This is a genomic window from Oribacterium sp. P9 (assembly GCF_046365365.1).
In the GTDB taxonomy this organism is placed as follows: Bacteria; Bacillota; Clostridia; order Lachnospirales; family Lachnospiraceae; genus Oribacterium.
In genome coordinates this window covers 71,994-89,496 of record NZ_JBKEIS010000008.1, presented here as the reverse complement: position 1 = coordinate 89,496, position 17,503 = coordinate 71,994, and the positions used below count along the sequence as shown (strand labels likewise).

14 protein-coding genes are annotated in these 17,503 nt (G+C 52.5%); 1 reads left to right on the top strand and 13 read right to left on the bottom strand.

The window, feature by feature from the left end; translation table 11 throughout:
- Nucleotides 1-56 precede the first annotated feature (56 nt).
- From ACK8P7_RS06740 to ACK8P7_RS06710, 7 genes are all read right to left on the bottom strand, one after another.
- Nucleotides 57-1,244, bottom strand: a complete 1,188-nt coding sequence (locus ACK8P7_RS06740) for a cellulase family glycosylhydrolase (RefSeq protein WP_410043452.1) — start codon at nt 1,242-1,244, stop codon at nt 57-59.
- Between the two features lie 9 nt (nt 1,245-1,253).
- Nucleotides 1,254-3,443 (bottom strand): glycosyltransferase family 2 protein, encoded by a 2,190-nt coding sequence (locus tag ACK8P7_RS06735; protein ID WP_410043451.1) that lies wholly within the window; start codon nt 3,441-3,443, stop codon nt 1,254-1,256.
- A 43-nt stretch (nt 3,444-3,486) separates the two neighbouring features.
- Nucleotides 3,487-5,145: a CotH kinase family protein gene (locus ACK8P7_RS06730; RefSeq protein WP_410043450.1), complete on the bottom strand. Its 1,659-nt coding sequence runs from the start codon at nt 5,143-5,145 to the stop codon at nt 3,487-3,489.
- On the bottom strand, nt 5,145-5,828 hold the full coding sequence (locus ACK8P7_RS06725) for a DUF4956 domain-containing protein (protein WP_410043449.1): 684 nt from the start codon (nt 5,826-5,828) through the stop codon (nt 5,145-5,147). The genes ACK8P7_RS06730 and ACK8P7_RS06725 overlap by 1 nt, the downstream gene beginning before the upstream one ends.
- 20 nt (nt 5,829-5,848) lie before the next feature.
- A complete protein-coding gene (locus ACK8P7_RS06720; protein WP_410043448.1) occupies nt 5,849-6,517 on the bottom strand; it encodes a polyphosphate polymerase domain-containing protein in 669 nt (222 codons plus the stop codon).
- A 285-nt stretch (nt 6,518-6,802) separates the two neighbouring features.
- A complete protein-coding gene (locus ACK8P7_RS06715) occupies nt 6,803-8,071 on the bottom strand; it encodes a chloride channel protein (protein ID WP_410043447.1) in 1,269 nt (422 codons plus the stop codon).
- 98 nt (nt 8,072-8,169) lie between these two features.
- Nucleotides 8,170-8,988: an MBL fold metallo-hydrolase gene (locus ACK8P7_RS06710; RefSeq protein ID WP_410043446.1), complete on the bottom strand. Its 819-nt coding sequence runs from the start codon at nt 8,986-8,988 to the stop codon at nt 8,170-8,172.
- A gap of 129 nt (nt 8,989-9,117) precedes the next feature.
- Here ACK8P7_RS06710 and ACK8P7_RS06705 point away from each other — a divergent pair, with 129 nt between their 5' ends.
- A complete protein-coding gene (locus ACK8P7_RS06705) occupies nt 9,118-10,023 on the top strand; it encodes a TIGR01212 family radical SAM protein (RefSeq protein ID WP_410043445.1) in 906 nt (301 codons plus the stop codon).
- A gap of 109 nt (nt 10,024-10,132) precedes the next feature.
- Here ACK8P7_RS06705 and ACK8P7_RS06700 read toward each other — a convergent pair whose 3' ends face one another.
- The 6 genes from ACK8P7_RS06700 to ACK8P7_RS06675 form a co-directional block, all read right to left on the bottom strand.
- Entirely contained in the window at nt 10,133-11,035 is a 903-nt protein-coding gene (locus tag ACK8P7_RS06700; RefSeq protein ID WP_410043444.1) for an NAD(P)-dependent oxidoreductase, read from the bottom strand.
- Nucleotides 11,036-11,155: 120 nt separating this feature from the next.
- A complete protein-coding gene (locus ACK8P7_RS06695) occupies nt 11,156-11,950 on the bottom strand; it encodes an aspartate dehydrogenase domain-containing protein (protein ID WP_410043443.1) in 795 nt (264 codons plus the stop codon).
- A gap of 124 nt (nt 11,951-12,074) precedes the next feature.
- Nucleotides 12,075-13,292 carry a flagellin lysine-N-methylase gene (gene fliB / locus ACK8P7_RS06690; protein ID WP_410043442.1) on the bottom strand — a complete coding sequence of 406 codons (1,218 nt, stop codon included), beginning with the start codon at nt 13,290-13,292 and terminating at the stop codon, nt 12,075-12,077.
- 33 nt (nt 13,293-13,325) lie between these two features.
- Nucleotides 13,326-13,988: a zinc ribbon domain-containing protein gene (locus ACK8P7_RS06685; RefSeq protein ID WP_410043441.1), complete on the bottom strand. Its 663-nt coding sequence runs from the start codon at nt 13,986-13,988 to the stop codon at nt 13,326-13,328.
- Nucleotides 13,989-14,266: 278 nt separating this feature from the next.
- Nucleotides 14,267-16,816 carry an FAD-dependent oxidoreductase gene (locus ACK8P7_RS06680; RefSeq protein WP_410043440.1) on the bottom strand — a complete coding sequence of 850 codons (2,550 nt, stop codon included), beginning with the start codon at nt 16,814-16,816 and terminating at the stop codon, nt 14,267-14,269.
- 143 nt (nt 16,817-16,959) lie between these two features.
- The gene (locus ACK8P7_RS06675; protein ID WP_410043439.1) at nt 16,960-17,382 is read right to left on the bottom strand and encodes a NusG domain II-containing protein; all 423 of its coding nucleotides are present in this window, start codon (nt 17,380-17,382) and stop codon (nt 16,960-16,962) included.
- Nucleotides 17,383-17,503: the final 121 nt, after the last annotated feature.

Genomic DNA, 17,503 nt, shown 5'->3' with positions numbered 1-17,503 from the left:
CAGCGCTTGATCACGCGTCCATGAGATCATCTGCTCTACCTTCGTAAGTGTTGAAATCAGTGCGCCTCCTTGCCCGGCGACAGATACTCCAGCACCAGTCGTCCGCTTTCGCTCATATCCTTTTCATCCCAGCCATGAAGCTTTCCGCTGTCCGGCCGAATCATGGAGTAGCCTTCGTCTTTATCACTGAGGGACCAGTTGATCCATCCGATTTTTTCTTTCTCGAGATAATCCAGGAAAGCTCTGGTTTCTTCCCAGTCCTGTTCCGTAGCGTCATAACCATCCACGCCCCACTCGCTGACAAAGATCGGCAAGCCCTTTTCCCGTCCTCTCGTAATCTGCTTGATTGCGAACGTACCATCGGCGATCCCGGCATAGTAATGATAGCTGTACATGATGTTCCGCTCGTCGATCGGATCTTCGATCGCTTCCGAAAGTGATGTACAGAACTTCGGTGTTCCCACCAGAATCACGGCATTCGGCGCGTGCTTCCGTATGACGGGGATGATTTTCTCCGCATAGTGAACGATATCCTCATAGCTCGTGTCACCGTTCGGTTCATTGCAGATTTCATAGAGGATGCCCGGATGGTCTCCATAGCGCTGCGCAACCTCTTCCAGTACACGCATCGCTTCCTCTATATGGCGGTTTGGGTTTTCATCCCGGAGCACATGCCAGTCGACGATGGTATACAGGTCAGCTGCCAGGGCGTTTTCGATGGCAGAAAACAGGAGCTTCTGGTTCAATGCTGGCTCTTCGAGGTAAGCGTCATTCTGCTCTACATACATAACTACCCGAAATGCATTTGCGCCATAGTCCTTGATCGTTTTCAACGCCGCATAGTTCGTGAATTCCGGATACCAGCTGATACCATGGCTGCTCATCCCCCGAAGCATGAGTGGATTTCCATGTTGATCTACCAGCTGCGTACCATCTACAGACAGCCGTCCATGCTCTTCTACTCCATTTTTGGCTGTCCGCAAATCGTCTATTTCCTGCAGAAGCGCTTGATTTTCCTTCTGAAACTTCTGATTTTCTATCTGAATCTCCTGATTCTCCTTCTGAAGCGCCTGATTTTGCACCTGAAACTCCTGCGCCTGCTTCTGAAACGTCTGCCGCTCCTCGGATAGGGCTTTGTCTATTTTCTTTTGCTCATACAACATCCCTGCCAGCAGTATGATTGCGGCGGCCAATACGGCTGCCCCAACCACTGCATAGCATCTGATTGCATTTTTCTTACTCATTTCGAACTCTTATTCTGCGATCTGTTTCGTTGAAATCAACGCAACGAGTGCTTCGTGAAGCTCTGAAGATGCAGAGACATGCTCCCAGTTTTCGATTTCAAACAGCTTCTCTTTTCCACCCAGGGCCTCTGGCGTCTTTTTCAAGTGCAGGGTGATGCTGCCCATCCTGAGATCGAACTCCGAATCCGGAACCTCTCCCGTCAAAAGCATATACTGGTAATTATAATTAGAAACATGAATCGGCTTTCCACTCTCTGTCTGCAGGGAAGCATCCAGCACGATTCTCGGCAGCTTTCTTTGAGATAGTACAGCGCTTGCCATCTTTCTCTTGAAAAAGACCTGCAGATCCTTCGCTGCGTTGGTTTTGATTTCTGTCGCCAATGTTGGGACACGGTCAAATACGATCTGATCGTAATTCTGCTTTTCTTCAAGCGATAAATCGGCCAGCTTCACACTGTACCGCCATCGATCTCCCACCCTTGCGACATGGACGATCTCACCCGGCACGCGTGCACGCCACTGTCGGTCCTGTAATTCAAACGCTACCGTACCGTATAGAAATTCCGGGAAATCCGTGATAAACGATAAGCCATGTTCAGAGAGGTCACAGGTGGCAGCATTGACCTCGCGTGTACCGACCGAAAACATGATCGGTATCTCCACGCGGAAGCGTTCTGAATGTCTGTAGTTGATTCTTCCCAAAAGGAAAAAGATCGCCATGATCAGGAAGTATGAATTCATACATAGCCAGAACAGCACCACCAGTCCAAGTATGCTCTTGTACAGCAGCATGAATTTCACACTGAAGTAAATGCCGACGAGGGACGCAGCCAGTAGAATCATGTGCGGAATGGCATAGATGATTTTCGCACTTCTGGATACGGATTTTGTCTTACTTGTAACCGAAAAAGTACGCATACGGATGCCCAGGGTCTCCGCCAAGATCGGAATGATCATATACGGACACAGTATGGTATCGACGATGTTGCTCCATTTCTGATCTCGTACCTTACCGGACAGTAAACGTAGCGAATGATTATAAATCAGATAGGATGGCAGCCAGATCAGTACGATCCCCCAGATATCTGTTTTTACGACCAGTACGCCAAATACCGTAAAGAGGATCGGCGAGAGAATATAGACGATTCTTCGCAGGAACGTCCACCAGTACAGCAGGCAGGAAAGGTAGCTTAGCTTCGACAGAAGCGGCAGCTCGCCAAACAGAAACTTCAGGCTTCGGATCGTCTGTACACAGCCACGTCCCCAACGCTGACGCTGTTTCAGCAGATTTGGGAAATCATCAGGAGCCAGCCCGGAGGCCAGCACCTTATCGATCGCGAAGCAGGTATATCCTTCTGCCTGAATATCGATGCCGGTCGCAAAATCTTCCGTAATCGTCTTTGTACGGATACCGCCGACGTCTTCCAGTGCCTGCCGGGAGATCACTGTATTAGATCCTGCATAGATCGCAGAATTACTGCTGTTTCTTCCGAGGTTTACTTCCTTAAAGAAGTAATCCTGTTCATTCGGGATATTATTCTCCGCATAGAAGTTAAACTGGAACAGATCCGGGTTATAGAAGCTCTGCGGTGTCTGGATAAAGCCGATTTTATAATCGGGATCGATTTCATCCTCTGTCCGTTTTCTCCATTCTCCATGGTCGAGGATCATTTCCGGCAAAGAGAAGTACGGTACCGTCTCCAGCAGGAAATTACTTCTCGGAATCATATCCGCATCGAAGGTCACGACGAGCGGCGAATCCGTTTTGGAAAGCGCATGATTCAGGTTGCCCGCCTTCGCCAGCTTGTTATCGGATAAACCGAAATATCCGACGCCCATGTCCTGCGCCAGCTTCGCCATCTCCGGTCGATCATTGTCATCACACAGATAAATATGCACCTTGGCTGGATCTGGATACTCCATATGCTTGCAGCCATTTAGCGTTTTAAACAGCAAATCGGCATCTTCACTGTGGGTAGCGATCAGGACATCCACATGCGGATAATCCGCCTCCTCGATCACCGGAAACTCCGGCGCGTGATCCTTGCTCATGCAGATATAGTGAATCACCGCTTCAAGCATACTGATAAACTCGGCCGAAAACAGCGCGATTCCGGCGATCAGTGATACGATCCCGGCATGGAGCGGCAGCGTGAAGAAGAGTCTCCACAAAATATAAATAACAGATGTAACTGTCATGAGCCAAAACCATAGTTTTTTGCGCTTCATTTAAACACCTCCATTATTCGCTTTCATACTTCAGTACCAGCTTGACCGAAATCAGAAAAACCGCTACGAACACAACGGCAAGGGCAGAACCATAATCTTTTTGATCAGCTTCTACTTCTTGATAAGCGTCTGCATTTGGATCAACGAATTGATACAAAGTATCCATATGCTTATCTAACCATTTTCCATGTTCAGAAAGAACTTTTTTTATTCTCTCTACTTCTTCGGCATGACTTTTCGTATTACGATCAGTTTGCTCCGAAGAATCCGAGGTCAAATAATCACCGTCTTTATAAAAATACCCCCATCTCGCCCAGTCGCGCTCGATTGCGGGGCCCAGATATGCCACCGTCTCATCAAGAAACGTTCCGATGGATTCATCCGACAAAATAGTTTTTCGTAATTCTTCGTAACGCTCCACCACGCGCTCTGTAAACTCCGGATCACGCAATATCTGCTTAAACCAAGGCGACTGAAAAAAAGCGACGGTGTCTAACTCAGCGGTTGCACGATAGTAATTATCCATTGCGCCATCAAAGTCCCACACCGGTCCCATCGTCAATTTCCCATTATAACTGGAGTACATATATGTGGAATGGAATCCTGCATCATAATTTATCAAAAACTCATTTAAAATCAGATAATCAACAAACGAATCGATGTCGATCATATCGCGGTACTGAAGAAAGGTCTCGTAGTCTTCAGCGAACAACGCTTTCTCAAATTCATCAATTTGATTTGTGATCCGTTGGATAGACTGCTCTGACAATTTGTTTGCAGATGGCCATTCGACACGTAGAACTCCTTCCAACAGATTTTCTCTCCGTGCATAATTATTGAGGAGCAGTCGGTCTGGCTCCCATCGATCTCGCCGGAGCAAAAATGGAAGGTGTTCACTATTTTCCACAAACCGAGGTAAATCGACCCGTTCTTTTCCGACCTTTATATTTTCCATCAATAAATAAACGCCTTCATATTGATAGTTCTGCCCATCATACCAGATGACTTCACAGTACTGACAATCTGGCACATATGGCATAATTTCCCTTGCTGTAGCGTATGCCAAATAATTACGTAAAAGGGACTTATCAATGAAAGAGACATTCAAAACCCATTCATTATCTGTTCCCATCTGCAGCAAGTTCTGTCGATTCGCTTTTCCATCCTCGCCTACAAGTTTAATAAGATATTGCGCTTTATCATAATCGACTGAAGAATTTCCCCTTCGCCTCAATCGGATCGCCGATTCCACTGATGGCGCGTCACTTAGTCTATTTGCTCCGTTTGTGCTGTTATATATGAACAGTTCTCCATCGAGATAAATATCTTCATTTTCGTTTGGCAAGTATAGTTTTTCTTCCGTGTTCCATACGATATGAGCTGGAGGTCTTTCTCCCTCATTCGTATGGATCACAACCAAAGGTAAATTACTGACAAACGATTCATCTATCCATATTCTCTTTTCACGAAAATTCGTTCTTCCATGTTTTTTTCGAACGAACGTTTCATCTGCAACGATCGATTTTTCGCTCAAATCGGTCGTTTCCTCACATGAAGATGGTTTTACTTCAGGAAAATGGTATCCTTCATCTTTATATGCTCCCAGTACAATTCCGCCCAGCAGTAATCCTACTGCAAGACAAAAACTAATTTTCCGAAAGCGCCCTTTCATTATCTGCTCATCTCCTCATTCTGGCACACCAGGTTCACGCGATATACGCCATCGATCTTTCTTAAGAGCTCCACAGGATTCGTATCACTCTGCTTCTTTTCTTCCATCATTCGCGTTGTCAGTTCATAGATATACTCGAGCTGCCCGGATGTACGATTTGCGACACGTAAAACCGCCTGCCCCCTGTACTGCAGCAACACGGTTTCCTCGATTTCCTTTGCGCACTCTTCTCTGTTTGCATGGATGATCAGCAGGTATCGATCATTGGCCTTGATACTTCCGATCACAAGCATGACCAGGAAAATCATGCCTGTACTGATCGAGGCCAGCGCATAATACGATACGCCACAGCAGATGCCGACAGCGATGCACCAGAAAATATACGTGGTATCCCTAGGATCTTTGATGGCCGTTCGGAATCGTACGATTGAAAGCGCACCTACCATTCCGAGCGATAACGCGATGTTATTACCGATCACATTCATAATCATCGTCGTGATCAGCGTCATCATCAGGAGTGATCCGTTAAATCTGGCACTGTATACCGCGCCGGAATGCGAAAAGCGGTACGACAGATAGATGACCAGTCCGAGCACCAGCGCAACCACCATATTTAATACGATCTGCTCTATGGTGAGCTCCTGAACGACCTCATGTGAATACTGCATAATAAAATTTTTCATAGCTTCCTCCGAAATTATATTTACATTCCCAGGGCCTGCCGGCACATGGCATATTTACTGACCGCAACTTCAGGCACATCTGCGAGATCCAGTGCCTGCTTGATCGGACTCAGTAAAAAACCGTTGTATTTCACCTCTAACACCGGTTCGCTTCGTACCGGTATCAGATTCGACTGTGCATCGAAAAACCGATCGACGAACGCACTCATCCCAATCTCTGAATCAAGCGTAATCCGTGTATTATTGCACTCCTCTGCAAAGGCGATTCTGTGATACTCGATGATACATTTCGGACGGTACAGACCGGTTTCCAGTATCTGATAAAACATCCATCCCAGATCAGAGTTCAGCTCCAGCAGCCCTGCATACTGCCCACGTATCATTTCCTCCGCCAGCGCTCTCGAGATCGTCAGACTGATTTTCTTCTGCGCAGCGCCCTGCTTCTGCTTCAGCTCGAGCTTCACGCTCGTCTGCTCCGGTGAATAGATACGTAGCCGCACCTTCTTTCGCATCTCGAGTCCGCTGATCTTGTCAAAATAGTCATTGTCATACATGCTGTCAAAATACAAAGAACGCACCATATATCCGCTGATGCTGCTGTACTGATCGACGCGCATAACCGTTTCCAGCCGCTGCAGCAGCCTGCTCTGCTGGCACCGTGATATACTGTACTTTTTTTCTGTACGCACGACAGAAACATCCGACATTTCTATCCTTTCCTTCCTGTTCGGTTCTTATGCATAAAAAAACAGCTATTCATTTGGTTAAATGAATAGCTGCTCCAAATTTGTCATTAGTACACATGAACACAAAACCAAATTTTCTAAATTATATGTGTGAAATGTGTAAAATGCAACTTTATTTATTAAATATGTCTAATTTATTCAGTAATGGGGTCAGACCCCATTAAATTTTTCTAAACAGATTCTAAACTGAAGTTTATGGGGTCTGCCCCCATAAACTTTCGGATGGACTCAGTGTGTATTCGCGTCGATCTCCGCCGGATCCCACTTGCTGAAGCGGATTTTCTGCGCGCCGTAGATACCGTAGTTACCGGAGAACAGATAAGTGATCGCGATCGCAAGGATGAAGTACGACGACGCGTCGAAGCCGAACATCTCAAACGCGATGAGCAGCGAGGCGAGCGGACAGTTCGTCACGCCGCAGAAGACGCAGGCCATGCCGATCGCGGAGCAGAGCGCCGGGTTCATGCCGGTAAAACTGCCGACCACATGTCCGAAGGTCGCACCGATGAAGAGCGACGGCACGATCTCACCGCCCTGGAAGCCACCGCCGAGGGTCACCGAGGTGAACAGAATCTTCAGCAGGAAGGCATAGAACGCCAGCTTGAACGTCGGATTTTCGATGCAGCTCGCGATGATATTCGAGCCGGTACCGTTATAGGTCTGGTCGCCCACGAGCAGTGTCAGCACGACGATGATTACGCCGGACACCGCCACGCGGATGTAGTCATTCGGGAAGTACTTCTGCAGCAGCTTCTTACTGCTGTGCATCGACGTTGCAAAGAGGATCGACACCAGCGCACACGCCCACGCAAACAGACCAGTGCAGACGGCGTCGCGCACATGGAAGGCCGGTACCGCCGAGAGCAGCATCGCCTCGCTTCCCGGGTTGATCACCTGCGCCACGAAGTGTGCGGTCAATGCAGATACCGCGCATGGTACGAGCGAGGAGTAATACATGACGCCGACGGTACTGATCTCCATCGAGAGCACTGTCGCGGCCAGCGGCGTTCCGAACAGCGCCGAGAAGGCCGCACTCATGCCGCACATGATGGTCCGGCGACGCTCCTCCTTCCGGAAGTGCAGCAGCTGTCCCAGCCCATGCCCGAGTGAACCGCCGACCTGCAGCGCCGCGCCCTCTCGTCCAGCCGAACCACCGAAGAGATGCGTCAGCACCGTCGACACGATGATGAGCGGTGCCATCTTCACCGGCACACGCTCACTCTCGCGGATGGCCTCCAGCACGAGGTTCGTCCCCCGCGGCTTCCGCGCCCCGAGACGATGATAGAACCAGACGATGAACAGACCCGCAAGCGGCAGCAGAAACACGATCCAGGTATGCGCCAGGCGGAAGCCCGTCGCCAGCACGATAGCCTTCGCAAACAGCGCCGACACACCCCCGACGAGGATGCCGGTCAGCACACCGAATCCGATCCACTTGAGCCCCACCAGCAGCTTATATGGCAGCGTCTTCCAGTACGCTACGTAATTTGTTCCCATAACTCTCCCCCTTTTAGCGCCGATCATGGGGTCTGACCCCATTAAATTTTTCTAAACAGATTCTAAACTGAAGTTTATGGGGTCAGACCCCATAAACTCTACAGCTCGATGGTCTCGAGATCCTCCGGTACCACGACGTGGCCGGTATACGACGCCTGCGCCTCTGCCGTATAGAGCTCCTTCCGGCGCGCGATGTTCTTATCCTCCGTATGATAGAGAAGTAGATTCGGCACCTGGAGACTCTGCGCGAGCTCCGCCGCATCCTTGACCGTCGAGTGATGCTTCTCATACGGATGGAAGCTGTCCCGCTCCTCATAGAGGCAGAACGCCTCATGGAGCAGCCAGTCTGCCCCCTTCGCATACTTCTCCTCGAACGCAGCGTTATACGGCTCATCACCACAGCAGCAGATCTTCCGACCATCGCTCATCTCATAGAGATAGCCGAACTGCTTCGCCTTCGTAGAACCGATATCGAAGAAGGTCACCTTATGCCCATTGATCACACGGGTCTCGCCATCCTCGACCGGAATCAGATGCAGGCGGTCACCGATGAACTTCACCTGACCAGGCTGCAGCAGCTTCCGGGAGATATCATCAAGCAGCTCGATGACTTCCTTGTGGCCATAGATATTGGCCTCCCCCTCGTACTTCCCGGACTTCATGTTCTGCGTGATGAGACGCACCATCCAGATCATACCGGTGAAGTGATCGATATGCTTATGTGTCAGGAAGATTTCCCGCATATCCATCCAGTTGAAGCCCGCATACTTCAGCTGATGCACGATCTGTCCGCCGCCACCGGCGTCCACCATGAAGTACTTCTCCGTTCCCTGCTTCTCCTCATCCGTCAGGACATAACAGGTATTGTAAACCTCCGACACGAGCGCATTGCCCGTACCAAGCATCGTGATCTTCATATTCATTCTCCTCATCATTTGGATTTTCAGCATATATATTACAACGTTTTTTCACATGAGAAAACCCCGAGGTTTTACCCTCGGGGTTTCCGTCTGCCACGGTCGGCGATGCTGTGCTATACTACGCCTATGAAAATCATCACATTATCCGACCATCTAAAAAAACACTATGGTACGAAAGTCTACAAGCTTTCACTTCAGTCCGGCTGCTCCTGTCCGAATCGGGACGGCACGCTCTCCTATGGCGGCTGCATCTTCTGCTCGGAGGGTGGGTCCGGCGATTTCGCGGCACCGCTGCTTCCGCTGAAGGAGCAGCTCCGGCTCGCGAAGGCACGTGTCGAGGCGAAGCTCCCGAAGAACCGCGCGGAGGAGGAGCAGAAGTACATCGCGTACTTCCAGTCCTATACGAATACCTACGGACCGGTCGAGCGCCTCGAAGCGCTCTATCGGGAAGCCCTCGCACAATCGGAAATCGTCGCCCTCTCCCTCGGCACCCGTCCCGACTGTCTCCCGGACGAGATGCTCGCGATGCTGCAGCGACTTCGCGACGAATCCGGAAAGGACATCTGGATCGAGCTCGGACTCCAGTCGATCCATGAAGCGACGGCGGAACGCATCCACCGCGGCTATCCGCTCGCCGTGTTCGACGCTGCCTATCGCCGCCTGAAGGCCGCTGGCTTCACCGTCATCGTCCATGTCATCCTCGGCTTCCCATGGGAAACCGACGACGACATGCTCGCGACCATCCGTTATCTCAGCGCACTGAATCCGCATCTCGACGGCATCAAGCTTCAGCTCCTTCACGTCCTCCGCGGCACAGAGCTCGGCCGCATGTATGAAGCGGAGCCCTTCCGAACGCTCTCACTGGACGAATACTGTGCACTGGTCGTGAAGTGCCTCCGGCTCCTGCCACCCGACACCGTGATTCACCGCATAACCGGCGACGGACCAAAGCGACTGCTCCTCGCACCGCTCTGGTCCGCCGATAAGAAAAAGGTTCTGAACACTCTGAATCGCGCGATTCACGAAGCCTGACAGAGAAAAAGCCGAAAATGAATGGGGTCTGACCCCCTTCCGAAATTCTTAAGGTGATGACAAAATGCCCGCGGGGATCAGACCCCTTGGCCTCCCGGCAGCGAATGCGTCACACCTCCAGCACGCTCCGGATGTTATCCAGTACCTTGCGGCTCAGGAGCTCATAGGCCTGGCAGGTCATGCCGGCACTGGCGTTCATACAGTACACGTTCGGGTACGCCATAACCTCATCCGCGATCTCGCCGATCGCGCCCTTCGTGTCACAGCAGAAGATGTTCTCCGGATCCTCGATCCACTTCCGGAGCGGCTCCATATCGGCCGCCGGTCCGATCGAAGTGTTGAACATGATCTTTCCCTTACCGAGTGCCTCGAACTCTTCCTCATGGAGCAGGATGACGTTCTTATTGAGTGCGGTGATGATGACATCGGACTCGGAAAGCAGGGTCTTCAGATCCTTAAAGTGGAACCCCTGTGCCGTCCGCTCCGGCTTCTCTGCACGTGCGAAATACGAGATATCCGCACCCAGGAACTGAAGTGCATCTGCGGTCATGCCACCGGAGGTTCCGAGACCGACGAAGCCCACCTTCAAACCTGTGATTTCCATCGGTGCAGACTTCCACATTCTGCCTTCATAGCCGTGAAGGAGCTTTACGAGCTGGTAGATCACATACTCTACGACGCCGTGATCACCGTAGTCACGGATGCCCTTCACCTCGATGCCATGCGCACGTGCATATGGGATATCAACATTGGCACTCTCCTCGCTGTAGAGACTGCAGCACATACCGACATAGCGAAGGTTCGGTGCCTGCGTCATGACATCGGCTTCGAGCCGTGAATTCGCAGACAGAAGCACCGCATCCGCATCACCGATGCGCTGAACGATCTCCTCGTCGTTCTCCGGAATATCCTGCGCGAGTTCGATGCTTTCAGCGTAGTTCTGCAGCTCACGGATGCCCGTCTCGGTCAGTGCCACCTTATCGATGGATACAAGTTTTCTAAATTTCTTCATAGCTTACTCCCTAATGAAAGCGCGATGGCCTTCGATCAAATCACGATACCGCATCGTCCGACGTCCCCGGTACATGTCCTGCAGGACAATGTTCCGGGCGCGCACGCTGGACCTCCGCGATCAGAAAAACGAAACCGGACTGCTGAGGTTGCGCAGCAGCGCCACGATGGACCAGCCGGCGATGGCAGAGGTGCTGGAATAGATATCCACGATGGCCTTCAGCCCCTCGGTCTCCACGGTAATCTTATGGTCATCACCGATGAATTCCGGTACGGAGGTGATCCGTGCGGTCGCCTTCTCCGGTCCGATGGTCGCGAGGGACTGCGCGACGGCGACATTGACCTTCGTTGGAAGCAGCGCGATCGCATCCTGACAGGTGCCGTAGAACGCCTCGACCTCCTCGGTGCCGGCCATCTCCTCCTTATACACCGGGGTGTTCCGGAGGGACTTCGGTCCCTTGCGGGTCTCGATGCCGGCCTTGATCTCCATGTCACCGGCCTCGGCCATCAGCGCGATGGTCTGGAGCACATCGAAGCCACCGACCGCACCGTGCGGGATGTAGATGTGTACGCCACGCGCACGTGCAGCCTCCTGTGCCTTCTGATAGAACGCGGCATCCGCAAATGCACCGATGGAAAGCGGGATGAAGTCTGCCCCGTGCTCGAGGGTCGGGATGCAGGCCTCACGGACCATCGCCACCGACGCGGTCTCGATGACCATATCCGGCTTCAGTGCCAGCAGCTCGTCGAGGCTCTCCACCGCCTCACCACCGAGACCCTCACAGAGCTTCTCGGCCGATGCCTTCTGGTGGCTCATCGCACCCGCCAGCGTATAGTCCGTGAGCAGCCCCTTCTTCATCGCGTCTGCGATGATGTTTCCGAGGAAACCACAACCGATAATCGCAATCTTCTTCATAGTCAAAACTCCTTTGTTTTGTATTTTTATTTTATTGTTTATCCATCGATTCTCGAGAATCGATCCTGATCTAAGATGTCAACGGTATGCGCTTATTCACGTACAGTCGCATTCAAATCATATGCTATGCAAGCAGGTAATCCGCGTAGCCCCACGGCCAGACCGGATTCTCGAAGCTGTCGCGGAGATACTCCTCGATCTCATCGCCGTCATAGCCGGTCATCCGCGCAATCAGGATAAGCAGCTCCCGCGCCTTCGGATAGGCGAGCGGTGCGTCTTCGCTCAGGCGCTGCAGCACCATCGCGTGCACGATCAGCACATACTCCATGATCATCCACTCGAGCTGCAGCACCATGTCCCGCAGCGTGCATCCCGGGATCAGCAGAGTGGCGAATGCTTCCGCCACGAGGTAATTCCGGAGAAGTGACGTATAGGAAACCACGACCTCCGCATGCAATGCGCAGATCTCATCCATCCGCGCAGGCTCCGCTTCCTGAAATTCATGACTCAGCTGCTCTGCCATCGCATAGAGTGGATTCAGCAGTCCCTGATAGCGCCCTTCCTTCCGGTAGTTCTCCGTGATATCCAGGAACAGCGCATTCTGCTCCTCGATCGAGGCCTGTGCATCCTTTGGCATCGCGAGAATCATCTCCGTCAGCTTCTCTACATCGGCCTCTTTCAGGCACTCGCCAGGATCGATCGCCCTCATCTTCTGCTCTTTCTCAAGAAGATCGAGGAGCATGAACAAACAACGTTTTAGATTCACTTCGTTCGAAACCGACGCATCCTGTAGCCAGTACATCATGATGTTACGGATTTGAAACAGTTTATCTTTTCCTTTCAGCAGAAACGCCCGGTCCTGATATGGGAGCTTCGTGAAGTGCAGTTCCTTTAATGCATACAGACGATCGACGATTTCCGGACAGCAGCTGACGAGTGTGCACTCCGTCCGATCTGCGAATTCATGCGTTTCCCTCGGAAATACATGACAGGTTTCGGAGAGGCACTCCTCTCCATAGTCGAGCACCAGACGACAGAGCTCCGTATCCTCCAGGAACGGACAGCGCATATTCGGGAGAAGCTCGATGATCTCACTGCCATCCTTCTTCATCACGAACTGGCTTAACTGCGCCTTATCTAAGCTTGATTGGCATGCATGCTTCGGCACACGACCGCTTTCCAGCACCGTCTCCGGCACGCTCAGCTTCCGCCAGCGCTTCTTCGTCTCCTGGTCAACCGCAATCTTCCACTCCTTGCAGCAGGTGAAAGAGCATTGCCCACCGATACAGTGGAAATCCTTATAAAATTCAGGTTCGATGATCGGCTTTCTGTTCTCGCTCACGCTTCCTCCTGTTTCGTGTAATCGTCATTTGTCTCACAGTGCGCCGCCGACCTCGAGGAGCATCACCTCATCCGAGGTAAAGAGCATCAGGATGGCGAAAATCGCGAGGAGCACGGCGTGGACGATCGGGTAGAGCGCGTTTCGCTTCATACCCGGGAGCTGCCGTCGCTCGAAAAAGCTCATGACCGGCAGGAAATAGCTCAGGTACATGTAGCGGCTGCTGAACGCGACACCGCCATACATCTCCGGGCGCTGGCTGATCTCCTTCACATCGAGATAGCCGAAGAAGAAAATCAGGCCCTCGAAGATCAGTGCGGTATTCATCAGATTGAACGACATCTTATCCTGCAGCAGATTGATATGATACAGAAAGGCGAGTACGATCGGGAGCACCGCCTGCAGCCATGCGTACTTATCACGCACCCAGCTCTGACGGATGCGCGCCATAAAGCCGCTGCCATGCATCGCTGCAGCGCCACCTGCGTTCGCGCCGCCTGCATTGGCACCGTGCGGCTGCTGGTGTTCACGACGCTTCACAGGCCGGCCACAGCCAGGACATACCGTCGCATCATCCGGCACCTCTGCGCCGCATTTCGTGCAGACACGCTTCGGCCGGATCTTCACGATCGGCGTGCCGCACGCTGGACAGTGCCTTGCATAATCTGATATCTCAGCACCACATTTCGGACATTTCATCTACTCACCTCAAATAATGTAACCGTTCAGGCAGGAGCCCCGGAGGGGCGGCAGCGCTGAACTGTTACCGAAAAACAAATGTAGCCTTCATCATAGTATGGATGCGCGGAATAATCAAGAAGGCCGCCCCTTTCGGAGCGGCCCATGCATGGTATTTTGTAGCTGTTCAGCCAGCTGCCCGGAGGACCGCCGGCTGAATCGTTTCATATTCTGTTTCTGTTCATTCTGCCATCCATCCCCGTGGACGATCCGCAGAATCGTTTCCTGCATTCAGCAGATTAGTTATCCTCGCTGATAGCGTTTGCTGCGGTACGACCGGAAACGAAGATCTCCGTGATCGCGTTACCGCCGAGACGGTTACCACCGTGGATACCACCAGTCACCTCACCGGCTGCATAGAGACCCGCGATCGGCTTCTCGTCTGCATCGAGTACGTGACGCTTCACGTCTACGTGGATACCGCCCATCGTATGGTGGGTCGACGGAGCGAGGAAGCGGATACGAAGCTTTGCATCGTCGAGGTTATAGGTGTCGGCCTTGTAGGAGCCGTCCTCGTTCTTCTCGCAGTCGCCGATCAGTGCAGAGAACTGCTTCTTGCTGACATCCTGTGGCTGTGTGCCATTGATGATCGCCTGATCGTAATCCTCGATGGTCGCCTTGATGGTCTCGACATCCGTGTCGAAGCCCTCTGCCTTCAGCACATCTGCGATCTCGCCGATGGTTCTGACATACTGACGACCCTCGACATCCTCATCCTTGTACGGATATGGTCCAGGAATCGGGGTCGCTGCATTGGCGATCTCGATGAAGACGCCCTTATGGCCGTTCCACTCGATACCGTTTCTGAACTCGCCGAGAGACAGAACATCACGCTCAGAGGTCTCATCTACGAAACGCTTGCCCGTCGTCGGGTTGATGTAAACAGCATAGTCACCGCCGCCGAATGCGAGGTCACCGTTGTCTACCCAGGAGATCGGCATCAGCTGTGTATAGCCCATACCGGTCGTTGCGGCGCCGACAGCCTCGGCCATCGTGATACCGTCGCCCTGCAGCGAGCTGCGGTTTGTGGTCTCGGTCTTATCATTGAGATACTCCGGATCCCAGTACTCGTTGGTCTCTACGACCTTTGCGATGTTCGCTGCATAACCACCGGTTGCGAGAACGACACCCTTCTTCGCATGTGCAGTGACCGGTGTACCATCATACATCGTCGCCTTCACACCCGTTACACGGCCATCCTCCTGGATCAGCTCCTCGGCGGTGGTACGTGTCATGATCTTATTGTGCTCGTTTGCGTTCAGGAAGGAGGTCATCGGAGCTACGAAGTAGGTGCCCCATCTGCCATCATACTCCTCGGTCTGTCCATCACCATCGGTATCAACATTGGCACCGATAAACTGGTTCTCTCTGTACCAGAGGGCACCGATCAGGGTCGGCTGTGTATCTTCGACGAAGGTCGAACCCATCGACTCGAGCCATGGCTTCAGATCCTGACCATCCTTGATGAACTGGGAAACGAGATCGACATCGCCCCAGATCCAGCTGGACTTATCCGCGCTCTGACGAAGGCCGCCATAGTAGCTCTGGAAGATGTGAAGGTTTACCGTTGAGAACAGGGTGAGATCGGACTCCGGTGTGCCGGCGTCGAGCTTCGGCTGTGCCCAGTCGAGGTATGCCTTGATTTCCTTCTTGAGCGCCTGGAGAGTCGGGAGATACTCAGCAACGACACCGTGCTTCGAAAGCTCCTCGATATCACCGGCTACATACTCGTGTGTATCGTAGTAATCCTCATCGAATGGCTCCTCGGACCAGTTGTAGATGGTCTTCAGCTCATCGATACAGCCCTGTACGGACTTCACCTTGTTGTACTCATTGCCATCGAAGCCGATACCGGTCGTCGCATCCGGATTCTCTGGATCCCATACGAGATACGGCATCACAGACTGGTACTGACCGCCGGATACGAGGGTATTACCACCGACCTCGACGTTCTTCTCGATCACGAGTACGCTCTCGCCGTTCTGTGCTGCCTGTGCAGCTGCCGCCATACCGGCTCCGCCGCCACCGACAACAACCACATCCCAGGTATCCTCGATCGGATCCTGCGCCTTTACCTCGAGGGTGTTTGCCTTAAACGCATCGAGGTTGGTCGCACCAGCCTGCTCTGCAGCATCATTGACTGCGGTCTTCAGTGCCTTCGAGGAGAAGGTCGCACCGGACACGGCATCGACGCCGGTACCGTTTGCCTCGATCATCTGCGGGATGAGTACCTCGAACGCGGTATCACCTACATGAGCGGTCTCCTTCGTATCCACGATCTTGATATCCGTGATCTTACTGTCATCGAAGGTAACCTCCACGGTCGTCGGGCCGTTATAGCCCACACCGGTTCCTGTATAGGTACCTGCGGTGAATGCAAGCGCTTCATCGGAGCCGGTGGACGCATCACCACTCTTCGCCTTTTCAATGGCAGCGGCCATCGCCTGCTTTACGGCGTCACTGGTCACGGTCGAACCACTGACCGCGTCCACCTCTGCGGACTGCGCCTTCAGAAGCTCGCCCTGCAGCTTTTCCATCGCAGCGCCACCCTTGTCCGGGGTCTCATTCGGTCCCTCGACCTTTACATCTGTGATCTCCGACTCACTGGTCGTGATGGTGACCGTCACCTTACCGGCGAAGCCCTCCTCGGATGCCGAGTAGGTGCCTGCCACATACTGCTTCGCAGCTTCCGTAGCAGCCGCTGTCGTCTCTGCAGGCTTTCCGGTTGAGCATGCCGTCATCGATGCGACGAGGCAAAGCGCCATCGCACCACTTACGATTTTTTTCATAGTCCCTCCTTCTTTCACGTACTACAAAAAACCGATAATATTTTATCATATCGGATACAACCATACAACATGTTGTATAGAAAAGATGCAGAAAAGCCGGAAACAGAAGCCATACTCCGCTTCTGTTTCCGGCCCTCGGTGCCCTATTCAATCACGACGATGATCCCGTGCGGCAGGCAGGTGATCGGGAAATCGTAGTCCGAACCACTGAGCTTTCCGATCGATACACATACCTGGTTCGAGCAGTTCGATTCCGGCACCCATACCTCACCATCCTTGATTTCCAGCAGATTCACATCATGCTGCGATGGATACGCCTCCTCACCAAGTGACGCAAGTGTCGTATCCTTCGGCACCTCGATGGCCCGCCCATCCTCGATCTTATACATCGCATCCTTCGAGAGCGGCACACGCAGGATCTCCTGATCGCCGTACTGCACCACGACATCGAGCCGCGGACCACTGGTCTTTCGAATCACGAGCATCGCGACGAAGCTGATGACGATGATCGCCGCGATGACTGCGATCACGATGATATTTCTCTTCTTCTTTACTGTTTCCTGCATATTTCTCCCCATCGGATGCCTGCATACAGCCTCCGAATTTCCTTTCTTTCTTTGGCGGCCTGTTTTCGGCCTCCGGATTTCCTTTCTTTCTTTGGCGACCTGTTTTCGGCCTCCGGATTTC